The following is a 24,094-nucleotide window of genomic DNA, read 5'->3' as shown; positions in this document are numbered from 1 at the left end:
CTACCCGCCCGCCCTTTTCACCACCTCCACGCGCGACGACCGCGTGGGGCCCGTGCATGCGCGCAAGATGCACGCGAAACTGCTCGCGCAGGGGCACGACAGCAGCTTCTACGAGAACATGGAAGGCGGCCACAGCGCCGCCGCGGACAACAAGGCGTCCGCCTTCATGGATGCGCTCGGCTACGCCTACATCTGGCACCACATCGGGAGACCGGCATGAACAGCAGCAGCACCGCCACCACCCTCGAACTGATCGGCGCGCCGACCGACATCGGCGCCAGCGTGCGCGGCGCGGGCATGGGCCCCGACGCGCTGCGCGTGGCCGGCCTGGCCGAAGCGCTGGCGGGCCAGGGCTTCACGGTGCTCGACCGCGGCAACCTCGCGGGCCCGGCCACGCCGTGGGCACCGCCGGCCAACGGGCTGCGCCACCTCACCGAGGTGATCGCATGGAACCGCTCGGTCTACGCCGCCGTCGACACCGCGCTGGGCGCCGGCCACGTGCCGGTGATGCTGGGCGGCGACCACTGCCTGGCGATCGGCTCCATCAGCGCCGTGGCCTGGCATGCGCGAAAACGCGGCAAGAAGCTGCGCGTGCTGTGGCTGGATGCGCACTCTGATGTCAACACCGAAACCACGAGCCCCAGCGGCAACCTGCACGGCATGCCGGTGTCGTGCCTGCTGGGCCACGGGCCGGCGGACCTCACGGGCTGGAGCGGCGAGCCCGCGGCGCTGGCGCACGACGCGATTCGCTTCATCGGCATCCGCAGCGTCGACGCCGACGAGAAGGAAGCGATCCGCACGCTGGGCCTGCACGTGTTCGACATGCGCCACATCGACGAGAACGGCATGCGCACCACCATGACCGAGGCGCTTCAAGATGTGGACGAAGACACCCACCTGCACGTGAGCTTCGACCTCGATTGCCTCGACCCGGCCGACGCGCCCGGCGTGGGCACGGGCGTGCGCGGCGGGCCGACTTACCGCGAGATGCAGCTGTGCATGGAAATGATCGCCGACACGGGCCGGCTCGGCTCGGTCGACGTGGTGGAACTCAACCCCGCGCTCGACGTGCGCAACCAGACGGCCGAGGTGGCGGTGGAGCTGATCGAGAGCCTGTTCGGCAAGTCGACGCTGGTGCGCTGACTGCCAAGCCTGTTCAGCCGCGGTTGGGCGACGGCGCCACCGGGAAGGTGGTGGCCGCGGGGCGCGTGGCGGGCTTCGGCGCGTCCTCAGCATCGGCCGGCATGTCGGGGCCGCCGCCCTGCAGGAAGCGCTCGACCAGCGTGAAGAAGCGGTCGTAGAAACGTTCGTCGGTGAGCGTCTGGCTCGCCACCTTGACCATCGCCTCGTTGCTGCCGCCGAAGGGCAGCGAGAGCGAGCCGATGGCGCCCACGCCCAGGCTGGCCGAGTTGCTGCCCTTCTTCAGGCCGTAGCGGTCCTGCAATGCGGTCGCGAAGGCCACGGTGCTGCGTCCGCCCGAGGCGCTGCCGGCGCCCCCTTCCCGCGCGCAGACCACGCGGAACTCGACCTCGACGTGCGTCTCGGCCGCGGGCTGGAAGCTCTTGCGCGCGGTCACCAGGTCGGCGTTGGCGGCCGTGACCATGTAGCCCTGGCTCAGCAGCGCGCGACGCGCCGCCTCGCAGGCCTGGGCCTCGCTGGCGGCGTAGTTGCGCGTGTGGGTGGTGGTGGAGTCGAAGTCTTCGGGCTCGTAGGCCTGGCCCGTGCCGAAGCTGCCGCAGCCGGCCAGCAGCAGGGCCGACAGCAGGCCCGGGAACAGAAACGCCGGCACGCGGGCCGGCGAAGAGAAGAAGGCAGCAGAAGAGGTCTGGGGCATGGCAGGGCGGGAAGGACACCGGATGCTAACCAACCGGCGGCTTCGCTTCGAGCCCCCGGCGGGCCGGGGGTTCCCGAAAGGCCCTGCAAGCCCCGGAGATCGCCTCAGGGGTACAGACCGCGTTCCTGGCGCGCCATCAGGATGCGCTCGCAGGCGACCGCGTAGGTGGCGGTGCGCAGCGGGATCTTGTGCTTGTCGGCCGTGTCCCAGATCTGGTTGAGCGCGTTCATCATGATGCGATCGAGGCGCACGTTGATCTCGTCCTCGTCCCAGAAGAAGGACGAGAAGTCCTGCACCCATTCGAAGTACGAGACCGTCACGCCGCCGGCGTTGCAGATCACGTCGGGCACGACCAGCACGCCGCGCTCGGCCAGGATGTCGTCGGCCTCGGGCACCGTCGGGCCGTTGGCGCCTTCGAGCACCAGCTTGGCGGTGGTCTTCTTGGCACGTTCGGCCGTGAGCTGGCCTTCGAGGGCGGCCGGAATGAGGATGTCGCAGGCCACGTCCCAGAAGTCTTCGTTCGGCACGATGTCGCCGCCGGCCTTGAAGCCGACCACGCCGTCGGTGCGCGAGATGGGCACCAGCTGGGTCAGATCGAGGCCGTTGGTGTTCACGATGGTGCCGGTGTGGTCCTGCACCGCGACGATCTTGGCGCCTGCCTCGACGAAGAGTTCGGCCGCGACCGAGCCCACGTTGCCGAAGCCCTGCACCGCGATGCGCGCGCCGCGCAGGTCCATGCCCAGGCGGCGGGCCGCTTCACGGCCGGTGACGAACACGCCGCGGCCGGTGGCCTTCACGCGGCCCAGCGAGCCGCCCAGGTGCAGCGGCTTGCCGGTGACCACGCCGGTGGCGGTGCCGCCGACGTTCATCGAGTAGGTGTCCATCATCCACGCCATGATCTGCGCGTTGGTGTTCACGTCGGGCGCGGGGATGTCGGTGTGCGGGCCGATGATGATGCCGATCTCGCTGGTGTAGCGGCGCGTGACCTTCTCGAGTTCTTGCAGCGACAGCTTCTTCGGGTCGACGCGGATGCCGCCCTTGGCACCGCCGTACGGCAGGTTGACGGCCGCGGTCTTGATGGTCATCCAGGCCGACAGCGCCATCACTTCTTCCAGCGTGACGTCGGGGTGGAAGCGCACGCCGCCCTTGCCCGGGCCACGGCTCATGTTGTGCTGCACGCGGTAGCCCTCGAAGTGGGCGATGGTGCCGTTGTCCATCTCGATCGGCACGTCGACGATCAGCGCACGCTTGGGGCGCTTGAGGGTTTCGACCCAGCGCGCCAGCGGGCCGAGGTACGGCACGACGCGATCGACCTGCGACAGGTAGGTGCCCCAGGGGCTGTTGGCCGTCGGATTGACGAAGGAGAGTTTCTCGTTCATGGAAGATTCCCTTGGTTGGAATGGATGGGCGCAACGATATTCCGACTGCGGGCCGCGCGCCATGGCTTATGCATGCCGCGATGGCGGTTATGCAAGAGAAGTTGGAAGGCCCCTTGCGGTCCCTCTCGGCGCGGCCCGATGCAGGTGGATACGCACATGACAAAACCGTCATCCAGACGTTATCGGTCGCGTGGATGCGCTTCGTACAGTCGTTCTCACCAACCAAGCAACCACCTCAAGGAGTGAACGAACATGAAGCTGTCTGCCACCACCCGCCTGCTGAACACCGCCGCCGTCGCCGCCCTGCTGGGCCTGGCCGCCGCGCCGAGCTTTGCCGGCAACTACGCCGAAGGCGACCCGCGTCCCGCGCCCTTCGCGTCGTCGACGACGCGCGCCGCCGTGACGGCCGACGCCCAGCAGTGGCTGAAGACCGCGCCCACCCAGGGCTACAACGAGAACATGGGCCAGGAGCCCGTCGTGGTCTCGGCCAACAGCCGCGCCGCCGTGGCCGCCGACACGCAGCTGTGGATCCGTTCGGGCCTGGCCGCTCAGCAGTCGGGCGAAGCCGGCGCCGACACGTCGCGCCCCGGCTACCGCGAAGCCCAGGCCGCCTACACCAAGCTGCGCGAAGGCCCGGCCTACGGTGCGCTGGTCGACCAGCTCTCGGGCCGCCAGGCCGCCGCACCGGGCTCGACCACGGTGCGTTGAATGCGGTGACCCACGGCTTTCGGTAGTTCAAATGACTGCGAAAGGGTAGTCCAACGGCATTTCCTTGGTTCTATCTCCTATGGCCGTGGCAAATAGGCCGCATTTCTTGCAGTCGATCGATGTGTGCGCCGGATAATCCTCGAATGCTTGATCTGGACCGCATCGATCTGCGCCTGCTGAAGATCCTTCAGGAAGACGGCCGCATCACCAACCTCAAGCTGGCGGAGGCGGTCGCGCTGTCCCCCACCGCCGTGCTGGCGCGCGTGCAGCGCCTCACGCGCGACGGCTTCATCCTGGGCTACGAGGCCCGCCTCGACCCCTACAAGCTGGGTCGCGGCTTCACCGTGTTCGTCGAGGTGCTGCTCGACCGCACCACCGCCAACGTGTTCGACCAGTTCAAGGCCGCCGTGCAGGTGCGCGACGAGATCATGGAATGCCACATGGTCGCCGGCGGCTTCGACTACCTCCTCAAGACCCGCATGGCCGACATGGCCGCCTACCGCGAGTTCGCCGGCACCGTGCTGTGGCAGCTGCCCGGGGTGCGCGAGACGCGGACTTATGCGGTGATGGAAGAGGTCAAGAGCAGCGCGCGCTTGCCGCTGGGGGTCTGACTGTTGCAGCCCGAGGGCTGCAACGTCAGTACCTATTGAAACATTTCTGTTGCTTACCCAGAATGCTCCGCCATATCAACACAACGGAGCGAGGGAATGTTCAAACGCATTGGATCGGCGGTCGTCCTGGTTGCAACCTTGTTGCTGGGCGCCTGCGTGGGCCCGGTACCGAAGATCGACGCACCGCTCGAACGGTTGGTGGAGATCAAGTCGATTGCCGTGGTCAAGGTGCCGGAGCCCAAGACCTACACGGTGTTCAACATGGGCCATCCTGGCATGGCCTTCGGCCTGATCGGCGGCCTGGTTGCAGCGGCTGACCAATCCAGCAAGCAGGACACGCTGTCGGCGGCCTACAAGGCACAGGGCACGGCGATCAACACCCTGCTGGTGAAGCAGCTCGCCACACGCCTCGAGGCACAGGGATATGCCGTCACCGAGCAGGACGCACCGTGGGTGGAAGCCAATGGCGGCTACACGCTCGCGTTCGACAAGCTCGAAAGCCCCGCGGACGCGATCCTCGTGGTGTCCCCCACGATGGTCGGCTTCGTCTCGCCGCCTCGGGTGGGCGTCTACCTGCCGACGATCACCTCGGTCGTGGTCCTGCTGGGCAAGGACAAGACGAAGCCGATCTACCGCGGCTACCACTCGGCCGGATGGAAGCCCCTCGCCGAAGGGTGGCGCAACACGGAAGCGAAGACGACCTTTCCCGACTTCGCCGCACTGATGGCGGACACCAAGGCCAGCGCCAGCCGCCTTGAGAAGAGCGCCTCGGACATCGCCGATTCGGTGGCCCAGGATCTGAAGCGCGTCCAGAAGACAGCCGCCGCCCCCTGACCGGCCTATGCGGGCGCCTTCACCCGCCCGCCGAAGATCGCCGTACCGACCCGCACCATCGTGCTGCCGGCGCTGACCGCCGCTTCGAGGTCCCCGCTCATGCCCAACGACAGCGTGTCCAGCGCGATGCCCGCCGCGCGGATCGATTCGAACACCGCGTGCGCGCGCAGGCACAGTTCACGCTGCGCCGCGAAATCGGGCGCGGGTTCGGGGATCGCCATGAGCCCGCGCAGCGTCAGTTGTGGCAAGACCGCCACAGCGCGCGCGAGCGCCAAGGCCTCTTCCGGCGGCACGCCGGACTTGTTCGCGCCGCCGTCCACGTTGACCTGCAGGCACACCTGCAGCGGCGGCAGATGGGCCGGGCGCTGGGCCGACAGGCGCTCGGCGATCTTCAGGCGGTCGATGCTGTGAACCCAGTCGAACTGCTCGGCCACGGGCCGCGTCTTGTTGCTCTGCAGAGGGCCGATGCAGTGCCATTCGAGCCCCGCGCGCAGATCGGCCAGCGCGGCGATCTTGTCCAGGCCCTCCTGCACGTAGTTCTCGCCGAAGGCCGCCTGGCCCGCCGCGTGCGCCTCGCGCACCGCCTCGGGCCCGAAGGTCTTGGACACCGCCAGCAGGCGCACCGCCGCCGGGTCGCGCCCGGCCTGCGCACAGGCCCGGTCGATCCGGGCCCTTACTTGCTGGAGATCGTCGCCAATCATCGTCATAATCTTCCGAATTCGTATCAAAACGTCACTAAATCCTGCCTGAGGAGCCCCGTGGACATCACCCAACTGCTGGCGTTCAGCGTCAAGAACAAAGCCTCCGACCTGCACCTGTCGGCCGGCCTGCCGCCGATGATCCGCGTGAACGGCGACGTGCGCCGCATCAACGTCGATGCACTGGACCACAAGGCGGTGCACGCCATGGTGTACGACATCATGAGCGACACGCACCGCAAGCACTACGAAGAATTCCTGGAGGTCGACTTCTCGTTCGAGATCGACGGCCTCGCGCGCTTCCGCGTGAACGCCTTCAACCAGGCGCGCGGTGCGGCCGCGGTGTTCCGGACCATTCCCTCGAAGATCCTCACGCTCGAGCAGCTCAACGCGCCGAAGATTTTCGGCGAACTCGCGCTCAAGCCGCGCGGCCTCGTGCTGGTGACGGGCCCCACGGGCTCGGGCAAGTCGACCACGCTGGCGGCGATGGTGAACTACCTCAACGAGAACGAGTACGGCCACATCCTCACGGTGGAAGACCCGATCGAGTTCGTGCACGAATCGAAGAAGTGCCTGATCAACCAGCGCGAAGTGGGGCCGATGACGCTGTCGTTTGCCAACGCGCTGCGCTCCGCCCTGCGCGAAGACCCGGACGCCATCCTGGTGGGCGAGTTGCGCGACCTCGAAACCATTCGCCTCGCGATGACCGCGGCCGAAACCGGCCACCTGGTGTTCGGCACGCTGCACACCTCGTCGGCCGCCAAGACCATCGACCGGATCATCGACGTGTTCCCGGGCGAAGAAAAAGAAATGATCCGCGCGATGCTGTCCGAATCGCTGCAGGCCGTGATCTCGCAGACGCTGTGCAAGACCAAGGACGGCCAGGGCCGCGTGGCGGCGCACGAGATCATGCTGGGCACGCCGGCCATCCGCAACCTGATTCGCGAGGCCAAGGTCGCGCAGATGTACTCCACCATCCAGACCGGCCAGGGTTCGGGCATGCAGACGCTCGACCAGAACCTGACGGAGCTGGTGCGCCGCAATACGATCTCTGCCGCCGAAGCGCGCGGCAAAGCGAAGATTCCCGAGAATTTCCCCGGCTGATCCCCACAGTCCTTCGGAGCACAGACATCATGGAACGCGATCAAGCCAGCCAGTTCATCAACGACCTGCTCAAGCTCATGGTGAGCCGCAACGGCAGCGACCTGTTCATCACCGCCGACTTCCCGCCGGCCATCAAGGTCGACGGCAAGGTCACCAAGGTGTCGCAGCAGGCGCTGGGCGCGCAGCACACGCTGGCGCTCACGCGCTCGATCATGAACGACCGCCAGACGGCCGAGTTCGAGCGCACCAAGGAGTGCAACTTCGCGATCTCGCCGACCGGCATCGGGCGCTTTCGCGTCAACGCCTTCGTGCAGCAGGGCAAGGTCGGCATGGTGCTGCGGACCATTCCCGCCAAGCTGCCGACCATCGACGGGCTGGGCATGCCGCAGGTGCTGAAAGACGTGTCGATGACCAAGCGCGGCCTCACCATCCTGGTGGGCGCCACGGGTTCGGGCAAGTCGACCACGCTGGCCGCGATGATCGATTGGCGCAACGAGAACTCCTACGGCCACATCGTCACGGTGGAAGACCCGGTCGAGTTCGTGCACCCGCACAAGAACTGCGTGGTGACGCAGCGCGAAGTGGGCATCGACACCGACAGCTGGGAAGCCGCGCTGAAGAACACGCTGCGCCAGGCGCCCGACGTGATCCTCATGGGCGAAATCCGCGACCGCGAGACCATGGAGCACGCCGTGGCCTTCGCCGAAACCGGCCACCTGTGCATGGCCACGCTGCACGCCAACAGCGCCAACCAGGCCCTGGACCGCATCATCAACTTCTTCCCCGAAGAGCGCCGCGCGCAGCTGCTCATGGACCTGTCGCTGAACCTGCGCTCGCTGGTCTCGCAGCGGCTGGTGCCCACCGAAGACGGCCAGGGCCGCGTGGCCGCCGTCGAGATCCTGCTGAACACGCCGCTGATCTCCGACCTGATCTTCAAGGGCGAGGTGGGCGAGATCAAGGAGATCATGAAGAAGAGCCGCAACCTGGGCATGCAGACCTTCGACCAGGCGCTGTTCGACCTGTTCGAGGGCAACGCGATCAACTTCGAAGAGGCGATCCGCAACGCCGATTCGGCCAACGACCTGCGCCTGCAGATCAAGCTCAACAGCCAGCGCGCGCGCAGCACCGACCTGGCGGCCGGCACCGAGCACTTCGCGATCGTCTGAGGCCGCCCCCGCCGGCGCACCGCGGGGCGCGCCGGCCTTGTTTCTTTCTTTGGCTTTAAGCTGTCGGCCATGAGCAGCATCAACTCCCGCACCTACGAATCCGTTCCCGCCCAGACGGTGGCCTTTCTCGGCCTCGGCGTCATGGGCGGGCCCATGGCCGGGCACCTGGCCAAGGCCGGCCACACGGTCACGGTCTACAACCGCACGCCCGCCAAGTCGCAGGCCTGGGTCGCCGAGTTCGGAGCCCCCGGCCGCCACGCCCCCACCCCGCGCGAAGCAGCGGCCGGCGCCGACATCGTGTTCTGCTGCGTCGGCAATGACGACGACCTGCGCTCGGTGGTGCTGGGCGACGACGGCGCCCTGGCCGGCATGAAACCCGGCGCCGTGCTCGTGGACCACACCACGGCCTCGGCCGACGTGGCGCGCGAGCTGTCGAAGGCGGCGCAGGCGCGCGGCCTGCACTTCATCGACGCGCCCGTGTCGGGCGGCCAGGCGGGTGCGCAGAACGGCGCACTCACCGTGATGTGCGGCGGCGAGGCCGCGGTGTTCGAGCGCATCCGTCCGGCGGCCATGGCCTTCGCGCGCGCCGTCACGCTGCTGGGCGACAGCGGCGCGGGTCAGCTCGCGAAGATGGTGAACCAGATCGCCATCGCAGGGCTGGTGCAGGGCCTGTCGGAAGCCATCGCCTTCGGCCAGCGCGCCGGCCTGGACATGGAAGCCGTGCTCGGCGTCATCGGCAAGGGCGCGGCCCAGAGCTGGCAGATGGACAACCGCGGCAAGACCATGATCGAGGGCAAGTTCGACTTCGGCTTTGCCGTCGACTGGATGCGCAAGGACCTGGGCCTGGTGCTCGACGAAGCCAAGCGCAACGGCGCGCGCGTGCCGGTGACGGCGCTGGTCGACCAGTTCTATGCCGACGTGCAGCAGGCCGGCGGCAGGCGCTGGGACACCTCCAGCCTGATCATCCGGCTCAAATGAAAAAAGCCCGCGGAAGCGGGCTTTTTGGTTTCAGCGGACCGGCGAGGTCGTCGCCCCACCGGCCGGTGCCGGCAGCGGCTCCATCGGCGGCAGCGGCACGCGCGAACCCGAGGAGGAAGCACCCGGCGTCGATGGCGTCGCATTGCTCACCGGTGCGGGGCCCGTGCCGCCGCGCTGCGCGGCGGACTGGTTGGCCGCCTGGCTCGCGGCCAGGTCGGCCTCGCTCACCACCTCGACCACGCGCACGACCTTCGCCACGCCCGTCACGCCGCGCGTGATCTCGGTGGCGCGGTCGGTCTCGCGACGCGTGGCGATGCCCATCAGGTAGACCGTGCTGCGCTCGGTCACGACCTTGAAGGAGTTGGCGAAGATGTCCTTGGCGTCGAGCAGCGAGGCCTTCACCTTGCCGGTGATGTACAGGTCGTTCGAGCGGTCCTGGAAAGTGCTCGGGGCGCCGATGGTGAGTTCGTTCACCACCGAGCGCACGTTGACCACGCGGCTCACCTCGTCCTCGACGCGGCGGCGGTCGGCGTCGTTGCCGACGGCGCCGGTCAGCAGCACCTGGCGGTTGAAGCTGGTGACGCTCACGTACATGTTGTCGTTGGCGATGTCGCGCACGCGGGCCGCGGCGCGCAGCTCGATGCCCTGGTCGTCGAGCTGGGCGCCCGAGCTGCGGCGGTCGGTCGCCACCATGCCCACGCCCACCACCGCGGCGCCGCCCACGACGAGCGGCACGCAGGCGGACAGTCCGGCCACCAGGGCGGCGCCCAGGGTGAGCGCCAGGGCGAAACGTTGGGTCGAGGCCTTGGTCAGGGTCGTCATGGTCATGAGGAAACTTCCTGTTCTCCGAGTAACTGGGCATCCACGCCGTCGCACAGGCAATGCAGCGCGAGCAGGTGGATTTCGTGAATGCGCGCCGCACGCTCGTGCGGCACGCTGATCTGTACATCGGTTTCGCGCAGCGCGCGGCCGATGGCGCCGCCGGTGCCGCCGACGCCGGGCGCCGCGGTGGCCAGCCCCGTGGCGGCGTTGCCGAGCAGCGCCACCACCGTCATGTCGCGCTCATGCGCGGAAAGCACGGCGGCCAGCACCGCGGACGACTGCCCGCTGGCGCTGAGCACCAGCAGCACGTCGCCGGCCTGGCCAAGCGCGCGCACCTGGCGCGCGAAGCGGTCGGCATCGGCGGCCTGCGGGCTGTCGGCCGCCGGGTCGGTGGTGTCGCCGGGCAGCGCGATGGCACCCAGCTCGGGCCGCTCGCGTTCGAAGCGGCCCACGAAGTTCGAGGCGAACTGCGCGGCCAGCAGGCCCGACACGCCGGCCCCGCAGGCCAGCACCTTGCCGCCGCTGGTCACGCAGGCCAGCAGGGCCTGCATCGCTTGAGAGATGGGTTTGCTGAGGACCGGGCCGGTCTGGTATTTGAGGTCGGCACTGTCGATGAAGTGCTGCTGAATCCGTTGCTCGAGCATGGGGCGCGATGATAACTGGGGGTCGTGAAACAAGAAGTTTGAGTGGTGGAGCCTTCAGCAAGGCTTCAGTTCCCTGGCGGGTGCGTCAGCCGGCGTCGAAGGCGGCTTTCAGCCAGGTGATTTTCTCCTCGATCAGCACCACGTCGAAACGGCACGGCGGCAGCGACCGCAACCGGCCCAGATAGTGCCGCGCGGCCAGCACGATGCGCCGCTGCTTGCCCGCCGTGATGCTGCCGCCCGCGCCGCCGTGCGAGCCCGCGCTGCGCTGTCGCACCTCGACGAACACCAGGGTGCCGTCGCGCGGATCGCGCATGATCAGGTCGACCTCGCCACCGCCGCGCCCCGGCGTCCGATAATTGCGCGCGACCGGCACGAGGCCGGCCTGGCGCAGGTGGTCGAGCGCGGCGTCTTCCGCCGCATCGCCGCGATGCTTCGTCGTCGTGGTGCTGGTCGTCATGGCTCCCTGCCCTGTTTTCTTGTTTTCGCTGCCCTACGGAGAAACCCCTTGGCTTCACTCGCCCCCGCTTCCTTCGGCGCGGCCCTGCCGGCCGCGCTCGACGCCGCGGGCGCGCAGCATTATCCGCAGGGCACGCTGTATGTCGTCGCCACGCCGATCGGCAACCTGGCCGACATCACGCTGCGCGCGCTGCATGTGCTGCAACTGGTAGACGTGATCGCCTGCGAGGACACGCGCCACACACAGACGCTGCTGCGCGCCTACGGCATCGACCGCCCCGGCGCACGGCTGCTCGCGGTGCACCAGCACAACGAGGCCGAGGCCGCACAGGCCGTGGTCGCGCGGCTCGCGCAGGGCGAGCGCATCGCCTACGTGAGCGACGCCGGCACGCCCGGCGTGAGCGACCCCGGCGCGCGCCTGGCCGCCGCCGTGCGCGCCGCCGGCCAGCGCGTGCTGCCGCTGCCGGGCGCCAGCAGCGTCATCACGCTCGTGAGCGCAGCCGGGCTCGTGGCCGACGGCGGCGAGAGCAGCCACGCGCACAACAGCAGCGCCTTCGTGTTCGCGGGCTTCCTGCCCAGCAAGTCCGGCGAACGCGACACCGCCGTGCAGGCCCTCGCGCAGGAGCCGCGCGCCGTGGTGCTGCTCGAAGCGCCGCACCGCATCGACAGCCTGGCCCGCGCGCTGGCCGTGCTGGGCGAGCGCCGCATCACCGTCGGCCGCGAGCTCACCAAGCAGTTCGAAGAAATCGCCACCGTGGCCGCCCGCGCGCTGCCCGACTGGTTCGGCGCCGACCGCGACCGCACGCGTGGCGAGTTCGCGCTGGTGCTGCATCCCGTGGCGGTGAGCGGCGACGGCGGCGCGGAAGGCGAGCGCGTGCTGCGCCTGCTGTTGGCGGAACTGCCGGTGAAAACCGCCGTGAAGCTGGCCGCCGAGATCAGCGGCGCGCCGCGCAACACGCTGTACGAGCTGGCGCTGCGCATCCGCAACGAAGCTGGCGACGACTAGCCTCAGCCGTCCAGCTCGGCATAGCGCCGAAAGATCCCATCCTCATTGAACGCGATGCGTCGGGGACTTTGCAGGTAGTCGTGCACGCGCTGGCGTCGCCGGATGTTCGCGTGCAGCTTCACGACCGCGGGCGTGGCGTCGAGCGCCCGCGCGGCAGCCTTGGGAAAGGCGTACTGCAGCCCATCCACCAGCTGGAACAGCGACAGGTCGGCATAGGTCAACACGTCGCCGACCAGGTGCAGGTCGCCCGAGGGGTTGCGCTGCAGCACCTGCTCGAACCAGTTCAGGAATTTCGGGATGCGCGCTTCGCGGAAGGCACGCGCACGCTGCAGGGCCGCGTCGCGCTGGTCTTCGTAGTAGTCGCCGGTCGAGATCGGGTGGTGGGTATCGTGCGCCTCGGCCACCGCGTCGGCAATGGTGAGTTGCAGCTGGTGCGTCCACAGGCCGTCGGATTCGCCGATGCCGGCCAGCCCGAGCTTGGGGCCGAGGTACAGCAGGATCGCGGCGGTCTGGCCGACCACGATGTCGCCGTCGACGAGGAACGGCGGTGCGAACGCGGCGCGCGGGTTGCCGGGGTCGCCGAGCCGACGGCCCAGCGCGGCCTCGCCGCCGCCTTGCGAGGCGGGCAGCCGCGCGACATCGACGTAGTCGGCGCCCGCCGCTTCGAGTGCGAGCCGCACGAATTCGCCGCGGCCCTGGATCGTGGGCCAGTAATGAAGTTGGTATGCCATGCGGCCATGGTGTCAGGGCCGGCGGGGCGCTGCAACCGATGACCGGCTGCGAGGGATGTCAGATCAGGCGACGAAGGCGCGCGGCCGGCTCACCAGAACTTCCACCACGGGCGCGGCGGCTGGCGCAGCGCCAGGGGGCGGGTGTCCAGGTCGGCGCTCTGGCTCGGCGGAATCGAATCGCCGAAGCGGCGGCGCATCTCGGCCTCCAGGGCATGTGCGATGCCGCGGGCCTGTTTCTCGCCGCGCAGCGCGCGCCGACGCCATTCGGCGGCGTGTGCTGCGAGGCTGGTTTCGTCCAGTTCGGAGAGCTCCATCATGCGGGGAATTTTTACATGCGTGCGTCCGGGTGACAGGGTGCAACGGCGTGTCACGGCCCGGTCGCGCGGATCTCCGGATCGGCCTTGTCGCGCAAGGCCGGGCCGGGTCGGGGAAGAAGTGAAAAAACCGGAAGCCCTTGCGGAATTTCCGGTCTTGAAGGTGGTCCCGCCGCCAGGAATCGAACCTGGATCTCAGCCTTCGGAGGGCCGAATTCTATCCGTTGAAATACAGCGAGAGGGGTGCTCCGGAATGCACCGGAGCCACACATTATGGCCTATCAGGCCGCGGTGGTTTCCGCGTCGTGCGCCGTCGGGACGCCACCGGCCGGCGTGCGCGAGAAACCGAGCCCGGCCAGGTAGACGCGGAAGGTGCGCCGCCCGGTCGACACGAGGTCGAAGGCCGTGGGATCGAGCAGCCAGTTCTGGATCAGCCCGCCCATCAGGGCGTGCATGCCCTGCGCCGCGACCGCACCCGGCAACGGCAGCCGGATGCGGGCGCGCCGCGCGGCCAGCCGCAGGGCCTTTTCGAAATCGACCACGCAGGCGTTGCGCGCGTCCAGGTGGCGCTGCTGCACCGAGGCCATGTCGTGCGTGTACTCGACCTTGTGGGTCGCGATGTCGAACACGCGCCGCACCTGCGGGTCGGCGACCATGAGCGTCAGCGCGTGGATCAGGCCTTCCTCGATCTCGACCAGCGGGTCATCGCCGGGGATGTCGCTCTTGGGCGGCGTCTCCAGCGGCAGGATCACGCGCTCCATCATGGCGTTGAACAGATCGGCCTTGTCCTTGAAGTGCCAGTAGATGGCGCCCCGGGTCGCGCCGGCCTGCTGCGCGATCTGCTGCAGCGTGGTCTGCGAAACACCTTGCGCCTGAAACAGCAACTCCGCGGCATCGAGCAATCGATTCCGCGTCGCCAGTGCTTCTTCCTTCGTACGACGTGCCACCAAGTCTCCTGATTTGTAAAGCGAACGCCCTTTGCGTATCGTGGGGCCATTGCATGGCTGTCACTATACATCCATGAATGTATGTAAACTAGCGCGCTTCTCGGATGGCCCACCTGCCCGTGCTGGTTTACGGATCTCTCCCGCAAACGCGCCATCTCCCGTCTTCGCATCAAAGGAATCACATGCCTCTTCTGCATGTCTCGCGTCAACCGTCCTTGTCGTTTTCGCCGCGTCTCGCGACCGTGGCCCTCGTCTCCCTCCTGTTCCTGGCCGCCTGCGGCAAGGGCGAGGCCCCGGCCGGTCCGGGCGGTGGTGGCGGCGGTGCGCGTCCGGCGCCTGAAGTCGGCGTGGTGACGGTCAAGCCCACCGACGTGGGCCTCGTGACCGAGCTGCCCGGCCGCCTGGAAGCCTCGCGCATCGCCCAGGTGCGCGCCCGCACCCCCGGCATCCTGCTCAAGCGCGAGTTCCGCGAAGGCAGCGACGTGAAGGCCGGCCAGCTGCTGTTCCGCATCGACCCGGCACCGCTGGTGGCCGCCACGCAGAACGCCCAGGCCGCACTGGCCCGCGCCGAAGCCAACGCCGTGCAGGCCAAGGCACTGGCCGACCGCTACAAGCCGCTGGTCGAGGCCAACGCCGTGAGCAAGCAGGAATACGCGACCGCCGTGGCCTCCGCCAAGACGGCCGACGCCGACGTGGCCGCCAACCGCGCGCTGCTGCAGACCGCCAAGATCAACCAGGGCTACGCCGATGTCACCTCGCCCATCGCGGGCCGCATCGGCCGCGCGCTGGTCACCGAAGGCGCACTGGTCGGCCAGGGCGACGCCACCGAGCTGGCCGTGGTGCAGCAGATCAACCCGCTGTACGTGAACTTCACGCAGTCGGCCTCCGACGTGCTCAAGCTGCGCCGCGCCGTGGCCGCCGGCCAGTACAAGCGTGCGAGCGGCGAAGAAGCCGCGAGCATCCGCGTGGTGCTCGAAGACGGCACCGACTACGGACAGGACGGCAAGCTGCTGTTCTCCGACCTCACGGTCGACCCGACCACCGGCCAGGTCACGCTGCGCGCCGAGATCCCGAACCCCAAGGGCGAGCTGTTGCCCGGCCTGTATGTGCGCGTGAAGCTCGAGCAGGCCCAGGTGACGAACGCGATCACGGTGCCGCAACAGGCCGTCACGCGCACCCAGCAGGGCGACCACGTGACGGTGGTCAGCGCCGACGGCAAGCTGAGCCAGCGCACCGTGAAGATCAGCGCCGCCAAGGACAACCAGTGGGTGGTGCTCGACGGCCTGAAGGCCGGCGAACAGGTGATGGTCGACGGCTTCCAGCGCCTGCAGATGATGCCGCCCGGCACGCCCGTGAAGGCGGTGCCATGGCAGAAGCCGACGCCGAACGGCGCGGCTGCACCCGCGGCATCGGCAGCATCTGCTGCCGCAGCGGCACCCGCCGCCAGCCCGGCTTCGGCCCCGGCTGACAAGAAGTAATCAGGAGCGCCTCGCATGGCCAAATTCTTTATCGACCGACCGATCTTCGCGTGGGTGATCGCACTGTTCATCATCGTGGTGGGCGGCGTCGCCATCACGCAGTTGCCGATCTCGCAGTACCCGCCGGTGGCCCCACCGGCCATCGTGATCAACGTCGCCTACCCCGGTGCCTCCGCGCAAACACTCGAGGACAGCGTGCTGTCCGTGATCGAGCGCGAGATGAACGGCTCGCCCGGCCTGATCTACATGGAATCGGTGGCCCAGGCCGACGGCACCGGCGCCATCACCATCAGCTTCGAGGCCGGCACCAACGAAGACCTCGCGCAGGTGGACGTGCAGAACCGGCTCTCGCGCGCCACGCCGCGGCTGCCCTCGGCCGTGACGCAGCAGGGCGTGCGCGTGGACAAGTCGCGCAACAACTTCCTGCTGTTCGCGATGCTGTCCTCGGACAACCCCGACTTCGACCCGGTGGCGCTCGGTGACTATGCCGCGCGCAACATCGTGCCGGAACTGCAGCGGATCGACGGCGTGGGCCAGGCCCAGCTGTTCGGCTCCGAGAACGCGATGCGCATCTGGATCGACCCGGCGAAGCTGCAAGGCTTCAACCTGTCGGCCAATGACGTGAATGCCGCGATCCGCGCGCAGAACGCCCAGGTGGCCTCGGGCACGCTCGGCGACCTGCCGAACATCCCCGGCCAGGCGATCTCCGCCACGGTCACTGTGAACGGCCAGCTCAACAGCGTCGAGCAGTTCCAGAACATCGTGCTGCGCGCCAACACCGACGGCTCGACCGTGCGCCTCAAAGACGTGGCACGCGTCGAACTCGGCGGCCAGAACTACGCCACCTCCGCACGCCTGAACGGCGTGCCGGCGGTCGGTATCGGCGTGCAGCCCACGCCCACCGGCAACGCGCTGAAGTCGGCCAAGGCCGTGCGGGCCAAGATGGCCGAGCTGGAGCGCTACTTCCCCAAGGGCGTGAAGTGGGACATTCCTTATGACAGCTCGCGCTTCGTGCAGATCTCGATCTCCGAAGTGGTCAAGACGCTGTTCGAGGCCATCGCGCTGGTGTTCCTGGTGATGTTCCTGTTCCTGCAGAACTGGCGCTACACGATCATCCCGACGATCGTGGTGCCCATCGCGCTGCTGGGCACCTTCGCCACGCTGCTTGCACTCGGCTTCTCGATCAACGTGCTCACCATGTTCGGCATGGTGCTGGTGATCGGTATCGTGGTGGACGACGCCATCGTGGTGGTGGAGAACGTCGAGCGCATCATGAGCGAAGAGGGGCTGTCGCCGCTCGACGCCACGCGCAAGGCGATGCAGCAGATCTCGGGCGCCATCATCGGCGTGACCGTGGTGCTGATCTCGGTGTTCGTGCCGCTGGCCTTCTTCGCGGGCTCGACCGGCAACATCTACCGCCAGTTCTCGGCGGTGATGGTAGCCTCGATCGGCTTCTCGGCCTTCATGGCGCTGTCGCTCACACCGGCGCTGTGCGCCACGCTGCTCAAGCCGGTGGAAGCCGGCCACCACCATGAGAAGCGCGGCTTCTTCGGCTGGTTCAACCGCGGCTTCTCGCGCACGGCCAAGGGCTACGAAGGCGTGGTCGCGCGCATCCTGCGCCGCGCCGCACGCTACCTCGTGATCTACGCCGCGATCATCGGCGCCGTCGCGTACTTCTACACGCACCTGCCGAGCTCGTTCCTGCCCGAGGAAGACCAGGGCAACATCATCGTGAACGTGCAACTGCCCCCGGGCGCGACGCAAGAGCGTTCGCTGTCGGTGATGCAGCAGGTCGAAGGCTTCATCCTGAAGCAGCCTGAAGTGCAGAGCATCGTGAGCGTGATGGGCTTCAGCTTCTCCGGCCAGGGCCAGAACGCGGGCCTTGCCTTCGTGACGCTGAAGGACTGGGAAGAACGCAAAGACCCGGCCAACTCGGCCAGTGCGCTGGCCGGCCGAGCCTTCGGTGCGCTGTCGGGCATCCGCGACGCCTTCATCTACCCGCTGAGCCCGCCGCCGATTCCCGAGCTGGGCAATGCCAGCGGCTTCAGCTTCCGCTTGCAAGACCGCGCGGGCGCGGGCCACGAGGCACTGATCAACGCGCGCAACCAGCTGCTGGGCATGGCCTCGCAGAGCAAGATCCTCGCGCAGGTGCGCCCTGACGGCCTGGAAGACGCGCCGCAGCTGGAGATCGACATCGACCGCGACAAAGCCAACGCCCTGGGCGTGAGCTTCGACGCGATCAACAGTGCACTGTCGACCTCGCTGGGTTCGAGCTACATCAACGACTTCCCGAACCGCGGCCGCCTGCAGCGCGTGGTGGTGCAGGCCGATGCGCCGGCACGGATGCAGCCGGACGACCTGCTGCGCCTGAACGCCGTCAACACCAAGGGCCAACCGGTGCCGCTGTCGGCTTTCGCAACCACCAAGTGGGTCTCGGGCGCCACGCAGACCGTGCGCTACAACGGCTACCCCGCCATCCGCATCAGCGGTGACGCGGCGCCGGGCCAGAGCACGGGCGCGGCCATGGCCGAGATGGAAAAGCTCGCCGGCCAGCTGCCGCAAGGCTTCGGCTTCGAGTGGACCGGCCAGTCGCGTGAAGAAAAGCTCGCCGGCTCGCAGGCCATGATCCTGTACGGCTTCGCGATCCTGGCGGTGTTCCTCTGCCTGGCCGCGCTGTACGAGAGCTGGTCGATCCCGCTGTCGGTGATCCTGGTGGTGCCGCTGGGCGTGCTGGGTGTGCTGGTGGCGACGATGCTGCGCGCCTATTCCAACGACGTGTACTTCCAGGTGGGCCTGATCACCATCATCGGCTTGTCCGCGAAGAACGCGATTCTGATCATCGAGTTCGCGAAAGACCTGCAGGCGCAGGGCCGCGGCGTGGTCGAGGCCGCGCTCGAGGCCGCACACCTGCGGTTCCGTCCCATCATCATGACCTCGCTGGCCTTCGGCCTGGGCGTGCTGCCGCTGGTCCTGGCTTCGGGCGCAGGCTCGGCGAGCCAGCGTGCCATCGGCACCGGCGTGCTCGGCGGCATGGTGACCGGCACGGTCCTGGCCGTGATCTTCGTGCCGGTGTTCTTCGTGGTGGTGCGCACGCTGTTCAAGGGCAGCGCGCGCCAGCACGAGGCCGACAAGCGGCATGCGGCAGCTGCCGGCATCACGGGAGATACCACACACCATGACTAAGAAACCTCTGATCCCCACCGTGCTGGCCGCCGCGATGCTGCTGGCAGGCTGCTCGCTGATCCCGACCTACGAGCGCCCCGCGGCGCCGGTGCCGACGACCTACCCGGGCGACCCGGCGCAGCCGTCGGGCCCCGCCGCGGCCGCCCTGCCCTGGCAGGACTTCTTCACCGACCCGCGCCTGGCGGGCCTGATCCAGACGGCGCTGGCGAACAACCGCGACCTGCGCGTGTCGGTGCTCAACATCGAGCAGGCGCGTGCGCAGTTCCAGATCGAACGCTCGGCGCTGTTCCCGGCGCTCGGCCTCACGGGCACGGGCTCGCGCTCGAGCCCCAACGCCTACCAGGCGATCGATCCGACGCAGGGCAGCGTGGCCTCGCAGTACGCCGTCAACTTCGGTTTCACCGCGTGGGAGCTCGACTTCTTCGGCCGCATCCGCGCGCTGAAGGACCAGGCGCTGTCGCAGTACCTGGCCACCGAAGAGTCGCGCAAGGCCGCGCAGATCAGCCTGATCGCGGCCGTGGCCAGCGGCTGGCTCACGCTGCTGGCCGACGACGAGCTGCTCGAGATCACGCGCCAGACCATGGTCACGCGCGACGAATCGGTGCGCCTGACCAAGCTGCGCTTCGACAACGGCGTGTCGTCCGAGATCGACTTCCAGGCTGCGAACTCGCAGGCCGAGACCGCGCGCGCCGCCTATGCGCAGCAGCAGCGTGCCCGCCTGCAGGACGAGAACGCGCTCGCCCTGCTGCTGGGCGCGCCGGTGCCGGCCGAGGCCACCGCCGGCGGCACCAAGGGTCTCGCGGGCATCCGCCCGATGCCCGACGTGCCGGCCGGCCTGCCCTCCGACCTGCTGACCGAGCGGCCCGACATCCGTGCGGCCGAGCAGCAGCTGATTGCGGCCAACGCCAACATCGGCGCAGCGCGTGCGAACTTCTTCCCGCGCGTGTCGCTCACGAGCTCGATCGGCACCGCGAGCAGCGAGTTCTCGAACCTGTTCGATCGCGGCACCAAGGCCTGGAGCTTCGCGCCCACGGTCACGCTGCCGATCTTCGATGCGGGCCGCAACATCGCGGGGCTCAACTCGGCCAAGGCCGGGCGCGAGATCGCGGTGGCGCAGTACGAGAAGTCGGTGCAGACCGCGTTCCGCGAAGTGGCCGACGCACTCGCGGGCCGCGCCACGCTGGGCGAGCAGGCACGCGCGCAGACCGCGCAGGCCGACGCCGAGGCGGTGCGCTACAAGCTGTCCGACCTGCGCTATCGCAACGGCATCGCCAGCGCGCTCGACCTGCTCGACGCACAGCGTTCGCTGTTCACGGCGCAGCAATCGGCAGTGGCCACGCGCCTGCTGCAGCTGCAGAACCAGGTCACGCTGTACAAGACGCTGGGTGGCGGCTGGGCCACACGCAACAACGGTTGAGACACCTGCGCGTCCGATATGGAGAGGTCAATTGCCCGCGCGGGCAAAGGGCCTCTCTATAATCGCCGGTTGGTTAGAAAAAGCCCCCGACGAGCCCCCCGTTATTGAGGACGCCATGAGCGCAGACCCGCACAACCAGGCCACAGAAGAAGCCCATACCGGCCCGATCAAGAACCCGAAGCAACTGCTGCTCGCGGTATTTTTCTCTTTCATCATTCCGATCCTGATCATCGTGGGCCTCGTGTCCTATGTGGTCTCGGGCACCAAGCCCGCCGGTACCGCGGAGGGCGACAACATGGCGCTCTACGGCGTGACCAAGGAATCGCGCGACCGGGAAGTGGCCGAGCGCCTCAAGAAGGTCGGCTCCATCGAGATCCGTGACGCCAACCGGCCGCTGGCCGCTGGCGATGCCGTGTTCAAGGCCCAGTGCGTGGCCTGCCACGGCGCACCCGGCATCCCCGGCGCCCCGCACCTGAACGACGCCGCAGCCTGGGGCCCGCGCATCGGCCAGGGCTACGCGACGCTGCTCGAGCACGCGCTCAAGGGCAAGGGCGCCATGCCCGCCCAGGGCGGCGGCGACTTCGAAGACATCGAAATCGGCCGTGCCGTGGTGTACCTGGCCAACGCCGGCGGCGCCAAGTTCCCGGTGCCGGACCGTCCGGCAGCGGCTGCCGCGCCGGCCGAAGGTGCATCGGCTGCGGCCAGCGCGCCTGCCAAGTAAGCGATCGACGGCGCCTCGCGCCCATGAAAAAACCGGCTCTCAGGCCGGTTTTTTTACGCCCGGACGATCCGGATTGCTATCTTTTCAGTAGCTATACAACCACGCCTGCATGGCGCTCTGCTGGGCTCAGCACATGGCCGAAGCGCCCCGGCAGGTCGGCCGCGCGCACCGGCTCCGGCGTCCAGACGCCCTGCTCCACGGCCTCGGCGGCGATGCCCACGTCCTGCGTGTGCACCAGCCCGAGCCCCGCCGGCGCGACCAGATAGAGCCGGCCCTCTTCGTCAAGCAGGCAGCCCGACACCCCGGCCGGCACGCCCGTGTGGGCCGCGACCGTGAACGCGCCCGCGCCCTGCTGCGCCACGCGCCACACCAGCGGCGCCGCCTCCAGCTCGACATACACGCGCTGCGGCCCGTTCTGGAAGAACCACTGGCCGTCGGCGTCGTGCTCGTAGTTGCGGTGGATGAAGTCGATCAGCTTGTCGTGCCGCAGCATCGAGCCCTTGGCGCTGCGAAACGGGCCCTGCGCCTGCGTGCGGTCGTCGCGCATGTACCAGTTGCCGCGCGCGTCCAGGCCGAGCCAGCCGTAGCAGTGCGGCACGTTCGGCCACTTGGCCAATGCCTGTTTGACGATGTCATCCATGGGCCGTATTTTGCGCCTGCGTCGACGAGAGGTGGTGCGCCAGCCACCCTCCCACGCGCTCGGGCATTCCGCCCACGTGCCCCGGCGGCAGGCCGAGCGGAAAGCCCACGTGGCCGCCGCCCGCGGGCTGCCACAGCGTGACGTGCGACCCGACCTCGTTCGGCCCCGGCAGGCTGCGGGCCGGAATGAAGGGGTCGTTGCGGGCGTTCACCACCAGCGCGGGCACGCGGATCGCGCCCAGCAGCGGCTTGGACGAGCCGCGCGCCCAGTAGTCGTCGGTGTTGCGAAAGCCGTGCAGCGGCGCGGTGAACACGTCGTCGAAGTCGTACAGATCGCGCGCGGCCATCAGCCGGTCGCGGTCGAACAGGCCCGGGAACTGCGCCAGCTTGGCGAGCGCCTTGGGCTTCATGGTCGCGAGGAACATGCGCGTGTAGACCAGCCGGTTGAAGCCGCGCCCGATCGCCTCGCCGCCCGCCGCCAGGTCGAGCGGCGCGCACACCGACGCCACCGCGTCGACCGAGGCCCGCGCGCTCTCGCCGGCCTCGCAGGCCCAGCGCAGCAGCGCATTGCCGCCCAGCGAGACGCCGGCCGCCAGCACCGGCCCGCCGCCGCCCTGCACCACGTGCTGCGCGTGCATGCGCCGCAGGATCCAGTCGATCTCCTCGTGGTCGCCCGAGTGGTAGGCGCGCGGCGCGAGGTTCAGCTCGCCGCTGCAGCCGCGAAAGTGCGGCACCGCGAAGGCCATGCCGCGCGCGGCGGCAAAAGCCGCGAAGGCCTCGGCGTAGTGGCTGCGCGACGAGCCCTCGAGCCCGTGGAACAGCACCAGCAGCGGCCGGGGGCCGGGCTGCGGCGCATCGACGAAGTCGACGTCGATGAAGTCGCCGTCCGGCGCGGTCCAGCGCTCGCGGCGGTACACCGGCGCCGGCCCGTCGAAACGGCGCGCGCACAGCGCGGCCCAGATGGTCTGCAGGTTGCCGCCGGGCAGCCAGCGCGGGGCGATGTAGCCCATCGCGTCGTGCACGTCGTGCGCACCGGGTGACGCGGAAGGCGGTGAAAAAGAGGAAGAAGGAAAGGGAGAGGCCATCGCTCGAAGCAGGACTCAGTGCAGGACCTGCGGTGGATCGTTCGCGTCGTCCGGCTCGCGCGCGCTGCCCGGGCTCGCGTGGTGCGCCACCATGCGCCAGCCCTGCGCGGTCTTGTGATACACGTTGGTGGCCAGCACGAAGGCATGGCGCGGCCCCTCGGCCGTGAGCACCTCGATGCGCTCCAGCACGTTGTGCACGGCGCTCGCCAGCGACTCGATCTTGCGCACGCGCGCCGGCGTCGCATGGATGGCGCCGTTGGCGAACATCTGCTCGAAGGCCGCGCGGATCGCCACCGCGCCCACCAGCCGCGGACCGCCCGGGTGCACGCAGAACACCTCGTCCTCGTCGGCCCAGCAGGCCATCAGCGCATCGACATCGCCGCGTTGCAGCGCTTCGTAGAAGGCGGCCTCGACATCGTCGGCAGTGCCGCCGATGGCCGCGGCGGCGCGGAAAGGGGTCTTGGGCATGGCGGTGAAGGGCGAGAGCGAAGGGGGTAGGCCGGATTTTGCCCTGCCCATGTCACGGCCATGTGGCAGCAGGCGACCCGGCCGTGGGTGCTTCGGGCGCGGACGCCGGAATCAGCCACGCGCGCGCCGCCGCCTCGGTGGCGCCCTGCGCGGCCTGCCACACCATCTCGGGCGCGGCCACGTGCACGCCGGGCGGCGCCACGCGCAGCGCGAGGTCGACCAGCTCGGCCATCTTGGGCGCGCGCACAGGTTGCTCGTTGGCCGGCACCATGAATCGCATGATCGACAGCATCCAGGCCGCGAGCCGCTCGCCCAGGTTGGCCAGGCGCACGTCGGCCGGCTTGCGCGCCGAGCGCAGCAGGATCAGGCGCTCGAAGTCGCAGGCGACCACGGCCTGCTCGTCCAGGCTGGCCAGCCCGCGCTTGAGCGCCTCGGGCAGCCGGCCGCGGTCGTGCGGCTGCACGATGGCCAGCGTGCGCACGCCGCTGGCGCGCAGCCAGCGCGCCAGTTCGGGCAGGTCGGCGGGCTCGGGGTGCCACAGCGCGCGCTCACGGCCGTGGTACAGGCGCGGCGGATCGAAGGCGACCACGGCGACGTCGGCCGCGACCGGCGGCCACTGCGCGATCGGCAGCGCCGGGCACTGCACGGTCTCGACGCCGGGCAGCCCGTCGTGCATGGGCTCACGCGCCAGCACGCGCGTGTGCTTGAAGCGGTGACGGCCCGCGAGCCGGTGCAGCAGCTCCTGGCCGAGCGCGCCGGTCGCGCCCGCGATCAGCAGCGTGCCGGTGGGCGGCGCGGCCACCGGCGGGACCGCGCGGTTCGCGGCCTGCAGGGCGTGGAGGGGATCGAGGGCCATGACCCCATCTATGCT

At 69.0% G+C, this 24,094-nt stretch carries 26 protein-coding genes and 1 tRNA gene; 13 read left to right on the top strand and 14 right to left on the bottom strand.

Annotated elements, in window-relative coordinates:
• A partial coding sequence (locus tag AC07YS_RS27435) for a prolyl oligopeptidase family serine peptidase (protein ID WP_495273945.1) occupies window positions 1-220 on the top strand: 220 nt, incomplete at its 5' end.
• The gene (gene rocF, locus AC07YS_RS27430) at window positions 217-1,143 is read left to right on the top strand and encodes an arginase (RefSeq protein WP_492687256.1); all 927 of its coding nucleotides are present in this window, start codon (window positions 217-219) and stop codon (window positions 1,141-1,143) included. The genes AC07YS_RS27435 and rocF, both read left to right, overlap by 4 nt.
• Window positions 1,144-1,156: 13 nt before the next feature.
• Here rocF and AC07YS_RS27425 read toward each other — a convergent pair whose 3' ends face one another.
• Together AC07YS_RS27425 and AC07YS_RS27420 are read right to left on the bottom strand one after the other, a co-directional pair.
• A complete protein-coding gene (locus tag AC07YS_RS27425) occupies window positions 1,157-1,834 on the bottom strand; it encodes a DUF2242 domain-containing protein (RefSeq protein WP_495269028.1) in 678 nt (225 codons plus the stop codon).
• A gap of 104 nt (window positions 1,835-1,938) precedes the next feature.
• The gene (locus AC07YS_RS27420; protein WP_062478443.1) at window positions 1,939-3,213 is read right to left on the bottom strand and encodes a Glu/Leu/Phe/Val family dehydrogenase; all 1,275 of its coding nucleotides are present in this window, start codon (window positions 3,211-3,213) and stop codon (window positions 1,939-1,941) included.
• Between the two features lie 252 nt (window positions 3,214-3,465).
• Between AC07YS_RS27420 and AC07YS_RS27415 the strand changes: the two genes are divergently transcribed.
• From AC07YS_RS27415 to AC07YS_RS27405, 3 genes are all read left to right on the top strand, one after another.
• Window positions 3,466-3,921 carry a hypothetical protein gene (locus AC07YS_RS27415; RefSeq protein WP_095950083.1) on the top strand — a complete coding sequence of 152 codons (456 nt, stop codon included), beginning with the start codon at window positions 3,466-3,468 and terminating at the stop codon, window positions 3,919-3,921.
• Between the two features lie 143 nt (window positions 3,922-4,064).
• A complete protein-coding gene (locus AC07YS_RS27410; protein ID WP_062478450.1) occupies window positions 4,065-4,532 on the top strand; it encodes an Lrp/AsnC ligand binding domain-containing protein in 468 nt (155 codons plus the stop codon).
• Window positions 4,533-4,628: 96 nt separating this feature from the next.
• Window positions 4,629-5,366, top strand: coding sequence for a hypothetical protein (locus AC07YS_RS27405; RefSeq protein WP_307588150.1), 738 nt, complete (start codon window positions 4,629-4,631; stop codon window positions 5,364-5,366).
• A 5-nt stretch (window positions 5,367-5,371) separates the two neighbouring features.
• On the opposite strand, the gene AC07YS_RS27400 is transcribed toward AC07YS_RS27405, so the two are convergent.
• A complete protein-coding gene (locus tag AC07YS_RS27400) occupies window positions 5,372-6,073 on the bottom strand; it encodes a YggS family pyridoxal phosphate-dependent enzyme (RefSeq protein ID WP_495269027.1) in 702 nt (233 codons plus the stop codon).
• Window positions 6,074-6,124: 51 nt separating this feature from the next.
• On the opposite strand from AC07YS_RS27400, the gene AC07YS_RS27395 reads away from it, so the two are divergent.
• The 3 genes from AC07YS_RS27395 (at window position 6,125) to AC07YS_RS27385 (ending at window position 9,312) form a co-directional block, all read left to right on the top strand.
• Window positions 6,125-7,168 (top strand): type IV pilus twitching motility protein PilT, encoded by a 1,044-nt coding sequence (locus AC07YS_RS27395; RefSeq protein WP_062482334.1) that lies wholly within the window; start codon window positions 6,125-6,127, stop codon window positions 7,166-7,168.
• A 29-nt stretch (window positions 7,169-7,197) separates the two neighbouring features.
• A complete protein-coding gene (locus tag AC07YS_RS27390) occupies window positions 7,198-8,334 on the top strand; it encodes a PilT/PilU family type 4a pilus ATPase (protein ID WP_307588155.1) in 1,137 nt (378 codons plus the stop codon).
• A 69-nt stretch (window positions 8,335-8,403) separates the two neighbouring features.
• A complete protein-coding gene (locus AC07YS_RS27385) occupies window positions 8,404-9,312 on the top strand; it encodes an NAD(P)-dependent oxidoreductase (RefSeq protein WP_495269026.1) in 909 nt (302 codons plus the stop codon).
• A 30-nt stretch (window positions 9,313-9,342) separates the two neighbouring features.
• On the opposite strand, the gene AC07YS_RS27380 is transcribed toward AC07YS_RS27385, so the two are convergent.
• The 3 genes from AC07YS_RS27380 to AC07YS_RS27370 form a co-directional block, all read right to left on the bottom strand.
• Window positions 9,343-10,140 (bottom strand): BON domain-containing protein, encoded by a 798-nt coding sequence (locus AC07YS_RS27380; RefSeq protein WP_095950095.1) that lies wholly within the window; start codon window positions 10,138-10,140, stop codon window positions 9,343-9,345.
• Complete coding sequence (locus AC07YS_RS27375) at window positions 10,137-10,778, bottom strand: SIS domain-containing protein (RefSeq protein WP_062482322.1); 642 nt, start codon at window positions 10,776-10,778, stop codon at window positions 10,137-10,139. Before AC07YS_RS27375 ends, AC07YS_RS27380 begins: the two co-directional genes overlap by 4 nt.
• An 85-nt stretch (window positions 10,779-10,863) precedes the next feature.
• Window positions 10,864-11,235, bottom strand: coding sequence for a YraN family protein (locus tag AC07YS_RS27370; protein ID WP_495266704.1), 372 nt, complete (start codon window positions 11,233-11,235; stop codon window positions 10,864-10,866).
• Between the two features lie 48 nt (window positions 11,236-11,283).
• Between AC07YS_RS27370 and rsmI the strand changes: the two genes are divergently transcribed.
• The gene (gene rsmI / locus AC07YS_RS27365) at window positions 11,284-12,240 is read left to right on the top strand and encodes a 16S rRNA (cytidine(1402)-2'-O)-methyltransferase (protein WP_495269025.1); all 957 of its coding nucleotides are present in this window, start codon (window positions 11,284-11,286) and stop codon (window positions 12,238-12,240) included.
• A gap of 2 nt (window positions 12,241-12,242) precedes the next feature.
• On the opposite strand, the gene AC07YS_RS27360 is transcribed toward rsmI, so the two are convergent.
• The 4 genes from AC07YS_RS27360 to AC07YS_RS27345 form a co-directional block, all read right to left on the bottom strand.
• On the bottom strand, window positions 12,243-12,971 hold the full coding sequence (locus AC07YS_RS27360; protein WP_495269024.1) for a glutathione S-transferase: 729 nt from the start codon (window positions 12,969-12,971) through the stop codon (window positions 12,243-12,245).
• A gap of 89 nt (window positions 12,972-13,060) precedes the next feature.
• Window positions 13,061-13,288 (bottom strand): hypothetical protein, encoded by a 228-nt coding sequence (locus tag AC07YS_RS27355; protein ID WP_062481748.1) that lies wholly within the window; start codon window positions 13,286-13,288, stop codon window positions 13,061-13,063.
• 161 nt (window positions 13,289-13,449) lie between these two features.
• Window positions 13,450-13,524, bottom strand: a tRNA-Arg gene (locus AC07YS_RS27350).
• Window positions 13,525-13,566: 42 nt separating this feature from the next.
• A complete protein-coding gene (locus tag AC07YS_RS27345) occupies window positions 13,567-14,235 on the bottom strand; it encodes a TetR family transcriptional regulator (protein WP_139705040.1) in 669 nt (222 codons plus the stop codon).
• A 179-nt stretch (window positions 14,236-14,414) separates the two neighbouring features.
• Here AC07YS_RS27345 and AC07YS_RS27340 point away from each other — a divergent pair, with 179 nt between their 5' ends.
• The 4 genes from AC07YS_RS27340 to AC07YS_RS27325 all read left to right on the top strand — a co-directional run bounded on the left by AC07YS_RS27340 (window position 14,415) and on the right by AC07YS_RS27325 (window position 21,031).
• A complete protein-coding gene (locus AC07YS_RS27340) occupies window positions 14,415-15,710 on the top strand; it encodes an efflux RND transporter periplasmic adaptor subunit (RefSeq protein ID WP_495269023.1) in 1,296 nt (431 codons plus the stop codon).
• 15 nt (window positions 15,711-15,725) lie between these two features.
• A complete protein-coding gene (locus AC07YS_RS27335) occupies window positions 15,726-18,893 on the top strand; it encodes an efflux RND transporter permease subunit (RefSeq protein WP_062481757.1) in 3,168 nt (1,055 codons plus the stop codon).
• The gene (locus AC07YS_RS27330; protein ID WP_062481759.1) at window positions 18,886-20,310 is read left to right on the top strand and encodes an efflux transporter outer membrane subunit; all 1,425 of its coding nucleotides are present in this window, start codon (window positions 18,886-18,888) and stop codon (window positions 20,308-20,310) included. Before AC07YS_RS27335 ends, AC07YS_RS27330 begins: the two co-directional genes overlap by 8 nt.
• Window positions 20,311-20,425: 115 nt before the next feature.
• Window positions 20,426-21,031, top strand: a complete 606-nt coding sequence (locus AC07YS_RS27325) for a c-type cytochrome (RefSeq protein WP_062481762.1) — start codon at window positions 20,426-20,428, stop codon at window positions 21,029-21,031.
• Between the two features lie 91 nt (window positions 21,032-21,122).
• Here AC07YS_RS27325 and AC07YS_RS27320 read toward each other — a convergent pair whose 3' ends face one another.
• The 4 genes from AC07YS_RS27320 to AC07YS_RS27305 form a co-directional block, all read right to left on the bottom strand.
• Complete coding sequence (locus AC07YS_RS27320) at window positions 21,123-21,671, bottom strand: DUF2946 family protein (RefSeq protein ID WP_495269022.1); 549 nt, start codon at window positions 21,669-21,671, stop codon at window positions 21,123-21,125.
• Complete coding sequence (locus AC07YS_RS27315; protein ID WP_495269041.1) at window positions 21,664-22,680, bottom strand: YheT family hydrolase; 1,017 nt, start codon at window positions 22,678-22,680, stop codon at window positions 21,664-21,666. Before AC07YS_RS27315 ends, AC07YS_RS27320 begins: the two co-directional genes overlap by 8 nt.
• 90 nt (window positions 22,681-22,770) lie before the next feature.
• Entirely contained in the window at window positions 22,771-23,223 is a 453-nt protein-coding gene (locus AC07YS_RS27310) for a YybH family protein (protein WP_062481770.1), read from the bottom strand.
• 52 nt (window positions 23,224-23,275) lie between these two features.
• A complete protein-coding gene (locus AC07YS_RS27305; RefSeq protein ID WP_495269021.1) occupies window positions 23,276-24,079 on the bottom strand; it encodes a hypothetical protein in 804 nt (267 codons plus the stop codon).
• Between the last annotated feature and the right edge of the window lie 15 nt (window positions 24,080-24,094).

This window comes from Variovorax sp. GW458-11-26-14-LB1, assembly GCF_059423965.1.
Note: the sequence above shows the minus strand (reverse complement) of the source record. Positions and strands in the feature narration are given on the sequence as shown.

What these genes read in the sequence shown, in the direction of transcription:
- AC07YS_RS27325 (WP_062481762.1), top strand. Translation starts at nt 20,426, where the DNA reads ATGAGCGCAGACCCGCACAACCAGGCCACAGAAGAAGCCCATACCGGC.
- rocF (WP_492687256.1), top strand. Translation starts at nt 217, where the DNA reads ATGAACAGCAGCAGCACCGCCACCACCCTCGAACTGATCGGCGCGCCG.
- AC07YS_RS27375 (WP_062482322.1), bottom strand. Translation starts at nt 10,778, where the DNA reads ATGCTCGAGCAACGGATTCAGCAGCACTTCATCGACAGTGCCGACCTC.
- AC07YS_RS27380 (WP_095950095.1), bottom strand. Translation starts at nt 10,140, where the DNA reads ATGACCATGACGACCCTGACCAAGGCCTCGACCCAACGTTTCGCCCTG.
- AC07YS_RS27370 (WP_495266704.1), bottom strand. Translation starts at nt 11,235, where the DNA reads ATGACGACCAGCACCACGACGACGAAGCATCGCGGCGATGCGGCGGAA.
- AC07YS_RS27385 (WP_495269026.1), top strand. Translation starts at nt 8,404, where the DNA reads ATGAGCAGCATCAACTCCCGCACCTACGAATCCGTTCCCGCCCAGACG.
- AC07YS_RS27390 (WP_307588155.1), top strand. Translation starts at nt 7,198, where the DNA reads ATGGAACGCGATCAAGCCAGCCAGTTCATCAACGACCTGCTCAAGCTC.
- AC07YS_RS27305 (WP_495269021.1), bottom strand. Translation starts at nt 24,079, where the DNA reads ATGGCCCTCGATCCCCTCCACGCCCTGCAGGCCGCGAACCGCGCGGTC.
- AC07YS_RS27415 (WP_095950083.1), top strand. Translation starts at nt 3,466, where the DNA reads ATGAAGCTGTCTGCCACCACCCGCCTGCTGAACACCGCCGCCGTCGCC.
- AC07YS_RS27315 (WP_495269041.1), bottom strand. Translation starts at nt 22,680, where the DNA reads ATGGGCTACATCGCCCCGCGCTGGCTGCCCGGCGGCAACCTGCAGACC.
- AC07YS_RS27340 (WP_495269023.1), top strand. Translation starts at nt 14,415, where the DNA reads ATGCCTCTTCTGCATGTCTCGCGTCAACCGTCCTTGTCGTTTTCGCCG.
- AC07YS_RS27420 (WP_062478443.1), bottom strand. Translation starts at nt 3,213, where the DNA reads ATGAACGAGAAACTCTCCTTCGTCAATCCGACGGCCAACAGCCCCTGG.
- AC07YS_RS27425 (WP_495269028.1), bottom strand. Translation starts at nt 1,834, where the DNA reads ATGCCCCAGACCTCTTCTGCTGCCTTCTTCTCTTCGCCGGCCCGCGTG.
- AC07YS_RS27320 (WP_495269022.1), bottom strand. Translation starts at nt 21,671, where the DNA reads ATGGATGACATCGTCAAACAGGCATTGGCCAAGTGGCCGAACGTGCCG.
- AC07YS_RS27405 (WP_307588150.1), top strand. Translation starts at nt 4,629, where the DNA reads ATGTTCAAACGCATTGGATCGGCGGTCGTCCTGGTTGCAACCTTGTTG.
- AC07YS_RS27330 (WP_062481759.1), top strand. Translation starts at nt 18,886, where the DNA reads ATGACTAAGAAACCTCTGATCCCCACCGTGCTGGCCGCCGCGATGCTG.
- AC07YS_RS27360 (WP_495269024.1), bottom strand. Translation starts at nt 12,971, where the DNA reads ATGGCATACCAACTTCATTACTGGCCCACGATCCAGGGCCGCGGCGAA.
- AC07YS_RS27400 (WP_495269027.1), bottom strand. Translation starts at nt 6,073, where the DNA reads ATGACGATGATTGGCGACGATCTCCAGCAAGTAAGGGCCCGGATCGAC.
- AC07YS_RS27335 (WP_062481757.1), top strand. Translation starts at nt 15,726, where the DNA reads ATGGCCAAATTCTTTATCGACCGACCGATCTTCGCGTGGGTGATCGCA.
- AC07YS_RS27310 (WP_062481770.1), bottom strand. Translation starts at nt 23,223, where the DNA reads ATGCCCAAGACCCCTTTCCGCGCCGCCGCGGCCATCGGCGGCACTGCC.
- AC07YS_RS27410 (WP_062478450.1), top strand. Translation starts at nt 4,065, where the DNA reads ATGCTTGATCTGGACCGCATCGATCTGCGCCTGCTGAAGATCCTTCAG.
- AC07YS_RS27355 (WP_062481748.1), bottom strand. Translation starts at nt 13,288, where the DNA reads ATGATGGAGCTCTCCGAACTGGACGAAACCAGCCTCGCAGCACACGCC.